We start from the raw sequence: 16,710 nt of genomic DNA, 5'->3' as shown, positions 1-16,710 counted from the left end.
GCGGGCCTGCAGGGCACCGGCTCTCAATTAGTGCCACGAGCGGACCGGAGCCTTAGTTCCTCGATTTAGTCTAGTTGTTGGTGCAGCCCGGAAGTCCCGAGGTGTCGGCGCCCGTGGCGGCCAGCTCCACGGCGGACTTTGCCTCGTCCAGGTTTTCCACCTTGACCACCTGCAGCCCGTCCGGAATATGCCCAACGACCTCTGTGCAGTTCGCCGCCGGGGCCAGGAACATGGTGGCGCCGTCGGCCCGGGCACCGTGCATCTTCACCGCGATGCCCCCGATCGGGCCCACCACACCGTCGGGGCTGATGGTGCCCGTCCCGGCGATGTGTTTTCCGCCGGTGAGGTCCCCGGGCGTCAGGGTGTCCATGATTCCCAGGGCGAACATCATTCCGGCGCTCGGGCCGCCCACCTTGTCCAGGGAGATCTTCACGTCGAACGGGAAAGTGAAGCGGTACTGCAGCAGGACGCCCAGGATGTACCGTCCGGACGGGTTCTTCGCCGGTGTCACCGTTTCGGTCACCTGCTTGCCGTCCCGGTTTACGACGACGACGGCGGGCTTTCCCTTTCCGGCGGCCAGTTCGTCCTGGATCACCTCAAGTGACGTGACGGGTTTGGCGTTGATGGAGGTGAAGACGTCACCCTTCTGCAATTTGCCCTGCGCGGCCGAGCCCTCGGACAGGTCCGCCACTTCGAGCTTCTGGGTGTAGGCGATGTCGAGCCCCTTCAGGGCCGCCGCCACGGCGTTCTCCTGTGACGTGGCCATGGCCACGGCGCTCTCCTGCTGCGATTCCTCCTTGGTGACGCCTGTCGGGAAGATCAGTTCCTCGGGGTACACCGCCTTGGAGCCGTCAAGCCAGGCCGAGAACGCCTCAAAGACGCTCACGGGACCGTTGGGGCCGCCGTCGACGTAGACGGTGGTGAGGTCGAGGTTTCCCTTGGCCGGGAACGTCTCGCGGCCGGAAACGCTGATCACGGGCTTCGTATTCTCCGTGCCGAGTGTGTTGAACGTGGGCCCGGGTGATTCCACCACATACGGGACGGGCAGGACGGCGGCCGTCACGCCGAGCCCGAGCGCCAGAAGCCCGGACAGTGTCATCGCGGAGATGCGGGGATCCCGGCCCCGGCCATGCCGCCACCGGCGGGCGTCCCCGGTTCCGTCGGGATCTCCGCCACCGGCGGCGGGCGCCGGGGACTCCTCTGCGGGCTGGCCGCCCTTGGTTATCGTCACTGAAGGACCTCTCCGCACCGCGTCGTTCAGCGCTGCACCGCGGCCGCAGCCCGGCGGAGGGCCGGGGCGCAGCCTACATACGTTCCGGCTTCTAACACTACGCGTCCCGGCCTGCCCTTAGGTCTTTGCCTACAGCGAACGTCCCGGCTTTCGGCAGACAGCCACTCCCGCACAGGGGTAGCGTGAAAGTTGATTAATAGTCACACCGACGATCGGCGGGATCATGACCTCCAATCCACTCAATCCGTCCAACGGCGACGAAAATCCCAAGGATCCGCTGGCGGAGATGCTGCAGAACCTCATGGGCGGCAAGGGCCTGGGTGACATTGACCCCGCAGAACTGGCCAAAGCCGCCGGGCTGCCGAACGATCCCAACCTGCTGGCCCAGATGTTCTCCCAGGTGCAGGCCATGATGAGCGCGCCCTCGGAGGGCCCCGTCAACTGGAAGCTCGCCCATGACAACGCCCGCCGCGTGGCCGCCGGCAGCGCCGACCCCTCGGTCACGTCCACGCAGTCACGCGAAGTGGATGAGGCGTTGCGGCTCGCCGAACTGTGGCTGGACCAGGTCACGGACCTGCCTGCCACCGGCCTCATCGGCAAGGCGTGGTCCCGCGCCGAATGGGTGGAGGAGACACTCGGCACCTGGAAGCGGCTCACGGAACCGGTGGCCAACAGCGTGGCCAACGCCCTCTCCGCCGCCATGACGGAGCAGATGCCGGAGGAGATGAAGTCCATGATGGGCGGCGCCTCCTCCATGCTGCAGAACGTGGGCGGCGCCATCTTCGGGATGCAGCTGGGCCAGGCCATTGGAGCACTCTCCACCGACGTGGTCAGCTCCACTGACATCGGCGTTCCGCTGGCCGATCTGGAGATGGCGCTTCTGCCCGGCAACGTGGCCAAGTTCGGCGAGGGTCTCAGCCTTCCCGAAAACGACATCCGGCTCTTCCTCGCAGTCCGCGAGGCCGCCCACGCCCGCCTCTTCGTCCAGGTTCCGTGGCTGCGCGGGCACCTGCTCGGCGCCATCGAGGCCTACGCCCGCGGCATCCACATCGACACCTCGCGGATCGAGGAGCTGGCCCGGGACCTGGACCCCAGCAACCCGGAGGGAATCCAGGAGGCCCTGTCGCAGGGCGTCTTCATGCCGCAGCGCACGCCCGAACAGGACCAGGCACTGCAGAAGCTGGAGACCGCGCTGGCCCTCGTCGAGGGGTGGGTGGACGAACTCACCGCGGCCGCCACGGAGAAGGTGCTCCCCTCCGCTGCAGCGCTCCGCGAAACGGTCCGCCGCCGCCGCGCCACTGGAGGCCCGGCGGAACACGCGTTCGCTTCCCTCGTGGGGCTGGAGCTGCGGCCCCGCCGCCTCCGGGAAGCCGCCACGCTCTGGGCATCGCTGAAGGCCGAGCGCGGCATCGACGGCCGCGACGCCATCTGGAAGCATCCCGACCTACTCCCGACCGCCGAAGATCTTGACGACCCCAAGGGATTCAGCGAACGCCGCAAGCTCGCCGAGGCCAGTGACAGCGAAGTGGACGACGCCCTCCAGAAGCTGCTGAACGGCGGCTTCGACAGCCCGGCTGCAAGCGACGGCGACGCCGAAGCAAAGGACGGCGGCGACGCTGGCCAAAAGGCCGACGGCGACGACGAGGGCGGGGCCCCGAAGGGCTGAGCCGGGGCTTTAGAGGCCCGGTTCTGCGGCGCCGGCGGGGAGGCCGCGCGAGGCGGCAAACGACACGCCCTCCAGGAAGGCCTTGGCGCGTTCCGTCTCGGGGTATGCCTCCAGCAGTTTCCAGAACGCCGCGTTGTGTCCGGCCACCAGCAGGTGCGCCAGTTCATGCAGCAGCACGTAGTCGATGACCCACTGCGGCATGGGCCGGAGCTTGTCCGAAAGCCGGATGGACCCGTCGGCGGGGGTGGCTGAACCCCAGCGGGAGTTTTGGTTGCTGACCCACCGGACCGACGTCGGGGCTGACCTGCCGCCGAGGTACCTGGCCGAGAGCTGCGCAGCGTGCGCGGCCAGGGCCGCGTCCGAGGAAGGCCGCCGTCCCGTGCCGCTGGAACGCTTCTCCCCCTGGGTCCGCAGCTTCTCCAGCATCCGGTGAACCCAGTCCGCTTCCTGTGCCCTGCTGAAGTGGGCGGGGATGGCGACGACGGCGGTGCCGTTCTCCCAGAATGCCGCCACTGTACGGCGCCGGCGGGCGGAGCGGCGGACCTCCACGGGCGCGCCGTCGTGCGTGGTCAGGGGCGTCGTGGTATCCAGTCTTCCGGGCATTACAGCGAGCTGCTTTCCGTCAGGACTGCGAGGACCGCCTCGCCGTACCGCTCCAGTTTGGACGGGCCAACGCCGGCGAGCCCGGCCAGTTCCTCGAGTGAGGACGGCCGGGCTTCGGCGATGGCGGTGAGGGTTGCATCCGTGAAAACCACGAATGCGGGGACGTCGGCGGAATGCGCGACCTCCTTGCGCCATTCGCGGAGGGCGTTGAATGTCTGCTCTTCGTAGCTGGGCGGGCACTGGCTGCACCGGCCGACCTTGCGCTCGGCTCCGCTGGCCAGCATGCTCCCGCAGACCCGGCAGGATGCGGGGGCGGCCGCCTTCCGGCGCGGCGCGGTTCCCCTCCCCCGGGCAGCCGAGCTGGCCACCGAGTCCGGGCGCAGTCCGTCGAGGAAGCGGGACGGCTTCCGGTTGGCGCGCCCGCCCGGGGTCCTGGCAGTGGACCAGGAGAGGGAAAGGTGCTCGCGGGCACGCGTGATGCCGACGTACAGCAGCCGGCGCTCCTCGTCCACCGCGGCAGGATCATCTGCAAAGGAGATGGGCATGAGGCCTTCGCTCAGCCCCACTAGGAAGACCGCGTCCCATTCAAGGCCCTTCGCAGCGTGCAGGGACGCCAGCGTAACCCCCTGGACGGTGGGTGCATGCTGGGCAACGGAGCGCTCCTGAAGCTCGTTAACAAAGTCAGCCAGGCCGAACTGGGGTCCGCGGTTCTGCGCAAGCTCGTCCGCCAGGGCCACCAGCGCAGCCAGCGATTCCCAGCGTTCCCGCAGGGCGCCGCCGCTGTGCGGGGCGGTGTCGGTGTAGCCAAGCGACGCGACGATGTCGCGCACCAGCTGCCCCAGTGGCTGGGGATCGGACTCGGCCACGGCACGCGTGGCTGCCCGGAGCTGAAGGATCGCGTCGCGGACCTCTTTCCGTGCAAAGAACCGCTCGCCGCCGCGCAGCTGGTAGCCGATCCCGGCCGAGGCCAGAGCCTGCTCGTACGCCTCCGACTGGCCGTTGGTGCGGAACAGGACAGCGATTTCACTCGCCTGCACGCCGTCGTCGAGGAGTGTGCGGATCTTGGCGGCGACCGTTGCAGCCTCGGCTTCGTCGTCCGTGCATTCTGTGAATTGCGGCTCGGGTCCCGGGTTCCGCTGGGCGACGAGCTTCAGCGGCGCAGCCCATGCCGCGTCGGCCGCCGGACCGCCGCTTCGGCGTGAAGCAAGCAGATCGTTGGCCAGTTTGACCACCTGCGGCGTGGAACGGTAGTCCCGGACCAGCTTGACCACGTTCGCGTCGGGATACTGGGCCTTGAAGCCAAGAAGGTGCTTCGGGGACGCACCCGTGAACGAGTAAATAGTCTGGCTGGCGTCACCCACGACGCACAGTTCATTGCGCCCGCCAAGCCAGAGCTCTAGGAGGCGCTGCTGCAGCGGGGAAACGTCCTGGTATTCGTCCACCACGAAGTGCCGGTACTGTTCCCGGACCGTCGCCGCCACCTTCGGGTCTTCCTGCAGAATGCCCACGGTAATCAGCAGGACATCCTCGAAGTCGATGACGTTGCGGTCCGTCTTGACGTCTTCGTAGGCTTGGAAAACCCGGGCCACAGCCGTGAGGTCAAAGCCTCCCGGAGCGCCCCTGTCCTGTGCGTTTTCAAGGTAGTTGGCGGGCGTGAGCATGGACACCTTCGCCCACTCGATTTCCGACGCCAGGTCCCTGATGGAGGCGCGGTCGGTGCTCAGCCGGAGCCGGCGGGCGGCCTCTGCGATCATCTGCGCCTTGTGGTCCAGCAGGTTGGGCAGCGCACCGCCCACCGCCTGGGGCCAGAAGAACTGCAGCTGCCGCAGCGCGGCCGCGTGGAAGGTCCTGGCCTGGACGTTTCCGACACCCAGGTCCCGGAGCCGGCTGCGCATTTCCGCTGCCGCACGTGCCGTGAACGTTACTGCCAGCAGCCGCTGCGGGCTGTACACCCCTGAGTGCACGCCGTAGGCGATCCTGTGCGTGATGGCTCGGGTCTTGCCGGTGCCGGCACCGGCAAGCACGCAGAGCGGGCCGGTCAGGGTGGTGGCCACTTCCCGCTGCTCCGCGTCGAGGCCGCCAAGGATCCGGTCCTCCAGGGAGGCATTGCCATCAGGATTTTCTGTCGTCACTTCTTGCTGCTTGCTTTAGGGATGGATGGGCTGCTCCGCCATGGAGGCTTTGAGGAAAGTGTGTTTTGCCGGGCTCCGCGTCGGTCAGTCGTCGGCCGGACGGTCCTGGATCACGCCGCCGTACCAGTGCTCAATGAGGGACCTGGCGATGGAGAGCCTGGTGGAGATGACGATTTCACCGCTGAGCACGGCTTCCTGGACTTCCTCCCGGCTGAACCAGCGCGCCCTGGTGACCTCGACGCCGTCGGGCTTTGCTTCGGTGTCGTCGGTGACGGCGGTAAAGCCGAGCATGAGGGACGCCGGAAACGGCCACGACTGGGAGCCAAGGTACTGGCACGCCTTGACCCGCACGCCCACTTCTTCCTGGATTTCCCGGACCACGGCCTGTTCCAGGGATTCCCCGGGCTCAACGAATCCGGCCAGTGTGGAGTAGTTCTTTGCGTCCAGCGGACCGCCGCCGCCCAGCAGGACACGGCCGTCCGGCCCAACCACCGTGACGATGATGGCTGGGTCCGTGCGCGGGTAGTGTTCGGAGTTGTCGGCCGGGCACCGCCGGACCCATCCCCCGGCTTCGACGTTGGTGACGGTGCCGCACCGGGGACAGTGGGTGTGGGTGGCGTGCCAGTTGGCAATGGCACTGGCCTCAACGAACAGCGCAGTATGCGTCGGATCCAGTTGCGCGGCGACGTCCCGGAAGCCCTCCCAGGTGGCTCCCGCGGGCAGGCCGGCCGGACCGGGCTCCACCGGCTCCGGCAGGATGAAGAGCAGGACGCCGGTGCCTGCCGGAAGGTCCTCGGAGCCGAGGGCGGCGCCGAGATAGATGATGTGCGCCGGGCCCGACGCGGAACTCTCGAGCCGGTCGAGCAGCGGCCCGGCCTCTGCCAGGACGAGCGCGTCCCGGTGGACCAGCGCGTGCCGTCCGGACAGGAGCATGGCCTTGGCGGTTCCCGCCGCCAGCAGCTCCGGAATGAGGCCGGGCCTCATCCGTTCAACCGACCCCCTGTTGACCATGGCGGGCCGAACCGGCAGCACGGTGTCGAAGAGATGGTTGGCCGGCAGTTCGCCGGCCGGGAGCTGATTTTCCGGGATGGCGCCCGCCGCTTGACCGACCGGCACTGCGGCCTCCGCATGACTCATGTATCCACCGTACTGACTCGCAGTGACAATTTACATTTCGGGAGGGTGCCGGCAGGCCCGGAATGAGAGTCGTCACTTGCCTCCCGGCAGCATATTTAGGCCGATCTCGAGACTCGCCGCGACACATCATTGTCTTGGACGCCGCTCAATCTACCGTGGAACCGTGAGAAGAGAACCAATCGAACTGGCAGCTGTGGCCACCGCGGCAGTCCCCGGACTGAGCCCGACTGCCGTGAGCTCTGCCCCGGATGACCCGGCGGACTTTGACTCGGCTCTCCTTCTGGATGCCGAGGGCAAACGCTGGCGCGTCCGCTCACCCCGGCACGCGGAAGCCAGCACCCGGCTGGAGACCGAATTCCTGGTACTGCGCGCCTTCGCACCCGGTATCCGGGCCGAACTGCCGTTTCTCATGCCCACCGTGGCCGGCACTGTCCGGCAGCAGAACCTGACCACCTTCGTGTACTCGCACCTGCATGGCGCCACGCGCACCGTTGAGGAGCTGACGGCCGGCCCGCAGGAGCTGGCGAAGGAGATCGGCACGGCGCTGGCGGCCATTCACGACCTGCCCCGCGCGCTGGTCAGCAACGCCGACCTGCCCAGCTACACCCCCAACGAATTTCGCCAGCGCCGGCTCAACGAACTCGACATGGCCGCGACCACAGGCAAGATCCCGGCCCTCCTGCTCCGCCGCTGGGAACATGCCATGGAAGACGTCTCACTGTGGCGTTTCAACCCCTGCGTGGTCCACGGTGACCTGCACGAAGACAATCTGCTGGTTGAGGACAACCGTGTTACGGCCGTCACCGGCTGGACGGATCTGCGCATCGGCGACCCCGCCGACGACCTCGCGTGGCTCGTGGCATCCAACGAGCACGACTTCGTCGACGCTGTGGTCAAGCACTACACCGCGAAGCGCCGCGACGTTCCGGACACCCACCTGCTGCGCCGCGCCGCGCTCTCGGCGGAATTTGCCCTGGCCCAGTACCTCGTCAAGGGCATCGCGGCAGCCGACGACGACATGATCGCAGAGGCCGAAGGCATGCTGTCCACGCTCGCCGACGACATTGCCGAATACGGCGGCCAGCCCATCAGCGTCGAACCGCTGCCCCCGGCCAAGCCCGATACCCCGCCAACCGGCCAGGCACCGGCCGCACCCGGCCTGGTCGACGCCCCGGCGGCCACCGACATGTCCGAGGCCATGCCGGCCGTCCACGTCACGCCCATACCGGTTGACGCCAGGCCGCTCCCGGTGGAAGTGACGCCTATCCCGGTCGAGGTGACACCCGTCCCGGCCGACACGGAGGACACCGGCGAGAACGCGGACCGGCCGTCAGACCAGGACACGCCGCAGACCGCGTTGAAGGAGAACGCACGGGAGGATGAGGCGGCACCGGGTGCCGGCGAATCTGACACTGCTGAAGCGGCCGGGACCAACGACGCGGCACAGGGAGATGCGCCGGCCCCGAAGTCCCCGGATGCCGACACCTCCACTGTCGCCCTCACGGTGGTTGAGGCCAAGACGACCTAACTGGCGAGGTTCCCTACCCCGCAAGCGCGGCGGCCACGATCCCTTCGAGCTCGGCGCCTGACGCGAGGTCGTGCGGGCGCACCACATGGTTGTCCGCGACGTAGAAGAAGGCAGCCCGGACCTCCTCCAGCGGCACGCCCTTGAGCCGGGCCCAGGCCAGCCGGTAGACGGCCAGCTGGACGCTCTTGGTCTTCAGCTGCCCCGCCGACGGACGGCGGCCGGTCTTCCAGTCCACGAGGTCCCAGCCGCCGTCGGCGTCCCGGAACACTGCGTCGATGCGGCCACGCACAACGACGTCGCCGATCCGGGTCTCCACGGGGACCTCCACGTAGGCCGGCGATCTGTGTGCCCAGCGGGAGTCCTTGAAGGTAGCGACCATGTCGTCAAGGCCGTAGGCCTCATCGATGTGGTTGTCGGAGCCGGGCGCTTCGCCGAGATCCAGCATTCCCGCCGTTCCGAAATATTCTTCGACCCAGGCATGGAAGGCCGTGCCCTTGCGCGCGGACATGCCGGGCTCCCTCGGCACGGGCCTCCTGAGCCGCTGCACCACGGCTTCGGCGTCCTCCCCCAGGTCCACCAGGGTGGATGCCGAGATATGCCCGGGCAGATGCACGTCGCGGCTCCGGGCCCGCCTGGCACGGCGTTCCAGAAGGAGGGCAGCCTCGCGTTCCCAGCCTGCCGCCTGGGGGCGGAGACCCTGGCCCGCCGGGAGTCCCTGCCCGCCCGCCTCAAGGGCGGCGATCTCGGTGAGCAGCCGCTCCGCGGCACGGTCCATGGCCGCCCGCCGTCCCGGCACCAGCCGGAGCCGGTTGCCGCTGCGGGGGTCCACCGGACCTTCCAGCGGGTCATACGGCCAGGCCGCCACCTCCAGCTCCCGGGTCAGCGGACTTTCCTGCGGCAACGATTCCTCATCGACGGAACCAGGGTGGATCTCAGCAGTTTCCCCTTCGGCCAGGGGCGCCAGCTCGGCAAGGAACGGCGACATCTCCGCCATCCCGCCGCGCCCGCCCACCCACGCTCCGCTGGAAACCCAGAGCACGTGCTTGGCGCGGGTGTAGGCAACGTAGGCCAGTCGCCGTTCCTCAGCCTCGCCGTGGGCCTGGACGTCCCCCTTGAAGACCTTCTCGGCGTCGAGCCACCCCTTTTGGTCCGGCTGGTCCAGGTCCCACTGCGGAAGATCGGCACGGTCGCCGCGGAGGGGCCAGGGCAGGGCAGCGGCACCGCTGCTCCATCTGGAGTCGCGGCTGCTGGGAAACGCGCCCGCGTTCAGGCCCGGCACGAACACGACGTCCCATTCCAGACCCTTCGAGGCGTGTACCGTCAGCAGCTGCACGGCCTCGTGGTTGACGTCCGGGGGCGGCACGTCCAGGCCGCCCTCCTCCGATGCTGCCGCTTCCAGCCAAGAAAGAAAGGCCAGGACGTCTACCCGGTGCGAGGTCTGCAGGAACCCGGCGGCCGCATCCTGGAAAGCATCCAGGTTCCGCCGTGCCTGGTGGATGCTGAATCCGGGCCTCGCGGCAACCTCGATGTCCAGCAGCATGGTCCGTTCCACCTCGCCCAGCAGGGTGGTCAGGTCTTCGCCCATCAGCGTCCGGAGCTGCCGCAGCTCCGTGCCCAGTCGCTGCAGCCGCTCCCGGGCAGGAGCCGTCAGGCTGCGGCCATGGGCGGACGTCCACCCCTCGCTGGGGAGCCAGTCCAGGGCCTCGACGAGGCTGGCGGCGTCGGTGATGTCCCCCTCGATGACGACGTCGGCGCCTTCCGGATCCCCGTCGACCGACGGATCGTTCGCACCCGGATCGTCGTTCACGCCCATGCCGCGCCCGTCACTGACCATGCCGCGGCGACGGGCCAGAAACGCGGACCAGTCCCGGAACGCCATGAGGTCGGCAGGGCCGATTCTCCACCGTGCGCCGGCCAGGAGCCGCATCAGCGAGTCGGACCGGCCTGGATCCGCCAGAACCTGCAGAGTGGCGACCAAGTCCACAATTTCGGGCGTGTCCAGCAGCCCTCCGAGGCCCACAATTTCGTAGGGGATGCCTGTGGCCTCGAACTCCTTGCGGAGGCATTCCATCTGCGCCCGCCTGCGGCACAGCACGGCCATGGCAGGCTGGACGCGCACTTCCGCGGAGGAACCGTCAAAGTCAGTGGCCCGGAACCTTAGGAGATCCTTGGCGATCGCCGCCGCTTCGTCTTCATCGGTGGCAAAACGGCCAATCACCACCCGGCCCTGCACGGCGGCCGGACTCGGCTGCAGCGCGGGCACCTCCACGGCCGCGCTGGAGGAACGCTGCCCCGCGGGTCCGGCCTGCGCCGCGGCGGCGCTCAGCGGAGCGGAGATGAGGTTGGCGGCGGCCAGGATGTTGCGGCCGTTCCGCCAGGCAGTGGTCAGGTATGAAACGGGGGCGGGACGCCGGGACGCCGGTCCTGACTGGCTGTCCGCCACGCAGACCGGAAACTCATTGACAAAGTGGAACAGCTGTCCGGCCGACGCGCCGCGGAAGCCGTAGATGGACTGGTTCGGATCACCGACGGCCGTGACGGCGTGGCCATCCCCGAAAAGTCTGGAGAACAGCACCAGCTGGGCGTGTGAGGTGTCCTGGAATTCGTCCAGCAGCACCACCTTGTAGCGCTGGCGCTCCATCTCTGCGGCCAGCGGCACCTCCTGTGCTACGCGTGCCGCGAGCGCCACGAGGTCACCGAAGTCCAGGGCTCCGCGTGCCCGTTTGGCTTCCGCGTACCGCCCCACGAGCTCTGCCACGCTGGCCCGTGTGCGGAGCATGGCGCCAAGTTCGCCGGCGGCTTGCGTGGGGTTCTTCTTGGCCCCGGCCACGTACGGCAGGGCTTCGAATTCGGCGAGCCGCTGCATTAGCCAGCCCTGTACGCCGTCGGGGTCCTGCAGGTGTTCCGCGCACTCCCCCGCGAGCTGGATGACGGCTTTGACGAGTGTGGACTTGGCCACCCTGAAATGCGAGTACTCGCCGTCGAAAGCCTCGACCACCTCACTGGCCAGCTGCCATGCCTGTGCCCCGCCCAGCAGCACGACGTCCCGCTCGATCCCGAGCCGCAGGCCGTAGTCGGAAACGATGCCGCTGGCAAACGAGTGGTACGTGGAGACCTTGGGCTCCAGGGCGTCGGCGCTGAGCAGCGCACCTGCCCCAGCACCACCGGGGCTAGCAGCACCGGAGTTGCCAGTACCGCCGGCGCCGCCAGTGGCCGTCCGCTGCAGCGCAGTGAGCTTGGCACGGATGCGGCTGGCCAATTCACCGGCGGCCTTTCTGGTGAACGTGACACCCAGGACTTCCTCCGGCTTGACCCAGCCGTTCGCGACGAGCCAGACGACACGGTCGGCCATGGTGGCCGTCTTCCCTGAGCCCGCGCCGGCGATGACCAGCCGGGGCGCAAGCGGCGAAGAGATGATGGCCGACTGTTCCGCCGTCGGCAGGTTTTTCTCGCCCAGCAGGACGGACAACTCTTCGGGACTGAATCTGGGCTCGGGCAGCCCTGCCGTCCGGCTCATTCGGTAACCTGCTTTCCCCGCGAACACAGCGGACATACCTCCGGCAGCCGGCAGCCGAGGCCGCCGTAACCGGCCTTGGCGGGATCGTGCCTTGCCTCGAATTCGTGGCCGGACATCACAGCGGCTGCGTCGTTCACCATTTCGATCGCCCAGTTGTCCCCCGGGTCCAGCGGCTCCTGGTGCTGGATCCCCGGAGTCTTGGTGGTTGTGCCCAGCTGGGCAAGCACCGCCCCGCCGGGCTGCGCCCCGGCGCCGGGAGTTTCGGCGTCGGAAGCTTCGGCGGGGCCAAAGCCCCCGGCGAGCACGGCCGCCTGGTAGGCGCCTAGCTGCGGGTGCCTGCCCAGTTCGGCCTTGCCCGGCTGCCGTTTGCCCGTCTTGAGGTCTACGATGACCAGCCGGCCCTCGGCGTCGATCTCCAGCCGGTCCACCTGTCCGCGCAGGACGGCTGACCGGGGACCCTCATCGGTGGGAACGTCGCTGCGGGAAACGGCGGCGGGCTCGGGCAGGATCACTTCGAAGTCCTGTTCGACGCCCGCCAGGCGCCGGCCTTCACTGCGCATGACCAGGACGTACTGCGCCAGTTTCCGGACCATCGCTTCGGCCCTGCGGAAGTCCAGTTTCCCTTCCCAGTTGTCCTTCATGCCCAGGGCCGGCCAGCGCCGGACCAGTTCGGCGAGGTATTCCGCGCCGCTGGCATCGGGAAGGTCCTGGGCGATGGCGTGCACCAGGGTGCCGAGGCTGCGCGCGAAATCCGTTGCCGCTTCGCCGCCGGCGGCCTGGATGAACCAGTCCAGAGGAGATTTCTGCACCGACTCCACCTTCGACGGCGAAACGTAGACGGTGCCGCCCGGAGGCACAACGCGGTCCACGGACGTCAGCGGGGCCAGCCCCCACCAGGTGTCCGGATGGGCTCCCGGAACAGGAGGCTCTGCCGTGGCAAGGCGGGCCAGGACACGCACGGCCTCATCCGCCTCGGCGGCCAGCCTGCCGTCGAGCTGGGCGTACTGGCGGAGTTCCGCCACGAGCGCACGCAGCGTCAGCGGCCGTTCCACCGGCGTGTAGCCTCGGCCGTCCTGGCCAGGCAGCAACGGCGCGACGTAATCCAGGAACGAGGACGGCTGTTCATCCTCGGAAGACACGGCGGTGCACAGCAGCACCTCCTTGGCCCGGGACACCGCTGTGGAAAAACTGCGGAGTTCGTCGTAGCGGATCTCCCGCAGCCGGCTCAACGGGCCAAGCTGGAGGGCATACTCCACGCCGTGTTCGACGGCGTCCGCGAACAGTGTGCTGCCCAGCAGCTCGCCGCGGAGCCGGGTGTTGGGCCAGACGCCTTCCTGCAGGCCGGCGACAATGACGAACGGCCATTCCCGGCCTGCGGCGCTGGCAGGCGTCATGAGCTCCACGGCGTCGTCAACCTGGGCCCGCGCCGCCAGGGTGTCCATGGGCAGTTCCTGGTTCAGCAGGTACTCCAGGAACTGTTCGGGGCCGGATCCGGGCATCTGGTCCACGTAGCGTTCGGCCGTGTGGAACAGCGCCATCATGGCGTCCAGGTCCCGGTCCGCCCGTGCCCCGACGAGTCCGCCGGCAAGGGCAGCGGCCGTCCACGCCGCCGCGAGCCCGGTGGAGTGCCAGAGGGCCCACAGCACTGTCTCGGCGTTGGACCCGGGTTCGCCGACGGCTTTCCGCCCGGCCTGGATCATCCGGGCCACCCTGCGGGCCGACCGGGCTTCGATGCCCAGGGTGCCCAGCCCGCCGGGCCCCAAAAGCGCCTCCACGAGCAGGGAATCGCTGGAGCGTCCGCCGCCGCCCAGCAGTTCCTCCCGCCGCAGCGACTGGCGGAGCCGGCGCAGTTCGAGGGACGTCGCCCCGCCGATCCGGGACGTCAGCAGCGACACGGCCGATTCGGGCGTGAGGACCGCAGGGTCCAGGGCCACCGCATAGGCGTCGAGCAGCGGACGGACGGCAACCTCGTCGCGCACGGCGGACTCAGCCACCGGAATCCGCACCGGAATCCCCTGGCCGGAGAGGTAGCGCTGCAGCTGGCTCAGCTGGCCGCCGTTCCGGACAATGACGGCGATGTCCTCGAGCGGGCGCCCGTCCCTGAGATGCGCCTCGAGGATTCTTTGGGCGACGTACCGCAACTCATGGACGGCCGAGGGCAGAAGGTGGGCCTCCACCGCGCCGCCTGCCGGCCGGGCGGTGTCACCCGAAGCGGCATCAGCCGACGCAGCGTCGCCGGGGTTCCCGGCATTGTCAGCAGCGACGGCGGAGCCAACCGGGTCCAGACGGCGGGCGAGCTGCCCACCGGACCGGAGGGAGATCCGGTCGGCAACCCCCAGCCAGGCCTGGGCCACGGCCGGCTGATGCCGGTGGGCATGGGACAGCGGCTTCTCGACGACCGTCCGCTCCTCGCCGCCCAGCAGGCCCGGGAGCTCTGCCACGAGATCCGGCCGCGCTCCACGGAATCCCTGCACCACCGTGTCCGGCGCGGACGTCACGTAGACATCTTTGCCGGCGGCCACATCGGCCAGGAGTTCGAAGACGGCCGGGTTGGCCTCCTGAATGTCGTCCACAAGAACCAGCTGGAGCCGGTCCCGTTCCGCCGCCAGGAAGTCCGGGAAATCCTGGAAGAGCTGGCGGGCTGCGGTGATGATGCCCGCGGGATCGAAGGCCTCGGGCATGCGCAAATCCAGGACGTCGCGGTACTCGGCATACAGCGCAGCGGCCGCAGTCCAGTCCGGCCGTCCGCAGGCACGGCCCAGGCCGGCGAGGTCCTCGGCGGTGCGGCCCGTCTCCGTAATCCGGTCGAAGAGCTGGCGGACCTCGTGCCGGAACCCGCGCGTGGGCAGCGCCGCCGTGAGGTCATCGGGCCAGGGCAGCCCGAGGCCGGGCAGGGCGTGGCCCTCCAGCAGTTCCTTGATGATGAGGTCCTGCTCCGGGCCGGAGAGGAGCCTCGGAGCCTTCGACAGCGGCAGGAGCCCCTCTGCCTTGGCACGGCGGATGAGGTCAAACGCATAGGCTGCCCAGGTGCGCGCCGGCGTGGTGCTCAGGCTCCGGTTCAGCCTGGCCGTGAACCGGTCACGCAGAGTGTCGGCCGCAAGCCGTCCGGGGGCGAGAATGAGGATCCGTTCGGGGTCCACCCCGTCCGCCTCAACCCGGCGGATGGCCGCCTCGATGAGCACGGTGGATTTTCCGGTGCCGGGCGCTCCGGGAACCAGCACGGGGCCGGATCCCCGGGGCACTTCGACGGCGGCCAACTGGTCCGCCGTGAGGACCGGAACACGGGAGTGCACCTGGCGCGGGGGCAGCAAACGAAGACCGGTGGACGGGAACGGGGCGGCGGAGGAAGAGTCCGAGTGGTCCCGTTCCGAAGGGAGTGCGGATGCCGGATGGACTGGCGCCGGGTCGGCGGTCTGATCGAGTGTTGCGGTCACACGGACATTCCATCATCCGGCACTGACAATTTTCGCAGCGACGCTTCCAGCCGCTCGGCGATCACGTCCAGGGCGTCGAAATCGGCGTCGGAGGGGGCCCACCGCGCAGCGGTCAGATCCACCCGCCACCGCCCCTCGCCTATCCGGGCATACCTGCGATAGTCGCCGCGCAGGGGCGTGCCCTCCTGCAGGTAGTAGTTGAGGGCCTCGGACTCGTGGCCGTCGGGGGCCAGTCCGCTGGCCCGCAGCACACGCCACCACGGAACGCCGCTGCCGTAATGGCTGAGCACGGACCCGACCTGCCGCGGACCCCCGGCCCCAAGAAGTTCAGCGACGTCCCCGTAGGCCACCGCCGAGCCGGCCGGGATAAGGTCGACCACCGCCAAAACCGCCTCCACGTACTCCGCCCGCATGTCCCCAGACTATCGGCGGCACGCCGCGTCGGCCGTCAGGACGGGCGCCGTGTGCGTCTTCCCACACCATGTCTTCCCACACCATGCCGGACACGCGCCGGGCAAGCACCGTTACTGTCGGTGCCTCCGGGTAATTTGGAGCCATGAGCACTTGGAACACTCTCCCCCGGGCCGCGTTCGATCTCGAAACCACGGGACGCAACTCCCGCGCCGCACGGATCGTCACGGCTTCCATCACCCTGGTGGACAGCTCCGGGAACGTGGTTCGGGAGCATGAATGGCTGGCTGATCCGGGGGTTGAGATTCCGGCGGAGGCAAGCGATGTGCACGGGATCACCACCGAACACGCCCGCAGCCATGGCCGGCCTGCGGCCGAGGTCACCAGGGAAGTCGCTGCCGTGCTCCAGGGGCTCTTCGACGACGGCGTTCCCGTGATCGCGTTCAACGCCAGCTACGACTTCACCGTCCTGGCCGCCGAATCGGCCCGCTACGGCGTGCCGCAGCTGAGCCGGTTCCCCGTCCTGGACCCCTACATCATGAACAAGCAGGTGGACCGGTACCGCAAGGGCAAGAGGACGCTGACCGCCCTGTGTGAGGAATACGGCGTGGAACTGGAAAACGCCCACACGTCGGCCGCGGACGCACTGGCAACACTCCGCATGCTTGACGCCATGGCCGGCAAGTTCCCTAAACTGAGCATGCCGGCCGGCCAGCTGCACCAGCTTCAGGTGGACTGGGCCGTCAGCCAGGCCGCCGACTTCCAGCAGTACCTCCGCAAGACCAAGCCCGCCGCCGTCATCGAAGGTGACTGGCCGGTGCTGCCTCCTGAGGATGCCAGCCGCGGGGGCTTCTGAGAACGCGGCTTCTGAGAACGCGGCTTCTGACCTGAGCCGCTCCTGGCTGGTCCGCCCCCAAACTGGTGCGACGCATTTCACAAAACCGGCCCGCCCATCCAACGGCCCGGTTGCGCCTTGCTGATTCTGTAACAGCAACTTCTCTCATTCCCATTGGCCCACCAGGGTCAGGAATGCCGCATTATATTCGGTAAA

The 16,710-nt window shown here is 68.6% G+C and carries 10 protein-coding genes; 3 read left to right on the top strand and 7 right to left on the bottom strand.

All coding sequences use genetic code 11. From position 1 onward, the window contains the following. Positions 1–70: 70 nt before the first annotated feature. Positions 71–1,231, bottom strand: coding sequence for a YlbL family protein (locus ABIE00_RS06590; RefSeq protein WP_354258257.1), 1,161 nt, complete (start codon positions 1,229–1,231; stop codon positions 71–73). 223 nt (positions 1,232–1,454) lie between these two features. Here ABIE00_RS06590 and ABIE00_RS06585 point away from each other — a divergent pair, with 223 nt between their 5' ends. Next, a complete protein-coding gene (locus tag ABIE00_RS06585) occupies positions 1,455–2,897 on the top strand; it encodes a zinc-dependent metalloprotease (protein ID WP_354258254.1) in 1,443 nt (480 codons plus the stop codon). 9 nt (positions 2,898–2,906) lie between these two features. On the opposite strand, the gene ABIE00_RS06580 is transcribed toward ABIE00_RS06585, so the two are convergent. From ABIE00_RS06580 to nudC, 3 genes are all read right to left on the bottom strand, one after another. Continuing rightward, positions 2,907–3,500 (bottom strand): M48 metallopeptidase family protein, encoded by a 594-nt coding sequence (locus ABIE00_RS06580; RefSeq protein WP_354258251.1) that lies wholly within the window; start codon positions 3,498–3,500, stop codon positions 2,907–2,909. Then, on the bottom strand, positions 3,500–5,632 hold the full coding sequence (locus tag ABIE00_RS06575; RefSeq protein WP_354258248.1) for an ATP-dependent DNA helicase UvrD2: 2,133 nt from the start codon (positions 5,630–5,632) through the stop codon (positions 3,500–3,502). The genes ABIE00_RS06580 and ABIE00_RS06575 overlap by 1 nt, the downstream gene beginning before the upstream one ends. An 84-nt stretch (positions 5,633–5,716) precedes the next feature. Beyond that, positions 5,717–6,769, bottom strand: a complete 1,053-nt coding sequence (gene nudC / locus ABIE00_RS06570; protein WP_354258246.1) for an NAD(+) diphosphatase — start codon at positions 6,767–6,769, stop codon at positions 5,717–5,719. A 163-nt stretch (positions 6,770–6,932) separates the two neighbouring features. Here nudC and ABIE00_RS06565 point away from each other — a divergent pair, with 163 nt between their 5' ends. After that, entirely contained in the window at positions 6,933–8,297 is a 1,365-nt protein-coding gene (locus ABIE00_RS06565) for a phosphotransferase (protein WP_354258244.1), read from the top strand. Positions 8,298–8,310: 13 nt separating this feature from the next. On the opposite strand, the gene ABIE00_RS06560 is transcribed toward ABIE00_RS06565, so the two are convergent. From ABIE00_RS06560 to ABIE00_RS06550, 3 genes are all read right to left on the bottom strand, one after another. Further along, positions 8,311–11,814, bottom strand: coding sequence for an ATP-dependent helicase (locus tag ABIE00_RS06560; protein ID WP_354258241.1), 3,504 nt, complete (start codon positions 11,812–11,814; stop codon positions 8,311–8,313). Beyond that, a complete protein-coding gene (locus ABIE00_RS06555; RefSeq protein WP_354263286.1) occupies positions 11,811–15,107 on the bottom strand; it encodes an ATP-dependent helicase in 3,297 nt (1,098 codons plus the stop codon). The genes ABIE00_RS06560 and ABIE00_RS06555 overlap by 4 nt, the downstream gene beginning before the upstream one ends. 137 nt (positions 15,108–15,244) lie before the next feature. Further along, complete coding sequence (locus tag ABIE00_RS06550; RefSeq protein WP_354258238.1) at positions 15,245–15,661, bottom strand: MGMT family protein; 417 nt, start codon at positions 15,659–15,661, stop codon at positions 15,245–15,247. 143 nt (positions 15,662–15,804) lie between these two features. Between ABIE00_RS06550 and ABIE00_RS06545 the strand changes: the two genes are divergently transcribed. Continuing rightward, positions 15,805–16,515, top strand: coding sequence for a 3'-5' exonuclease (locus ABIE00_RS06545; protein ID WP_331575785.1), 711 nt, complete (start codon positions 15,805–15,807; stop codon positions 16,513–16,515). The last annotated feature ends 195 nt before the right edge of the window (positions 16,516–16,710 follow it).

Source organism: Arthrobacter sp. OAP107 (assembly GCF_040546765.1).
Taxonomy (GTDB): domain Bacteria; phylum Actinomycetota; class Actinomycetes; order Actinomycetales; family Micrococcaceae; genus Arthrobacter.
Note: the sequence above shows the minus strand (reverse complement) of the source record. Positions and strands in the feature narration are given on the sequence as shown.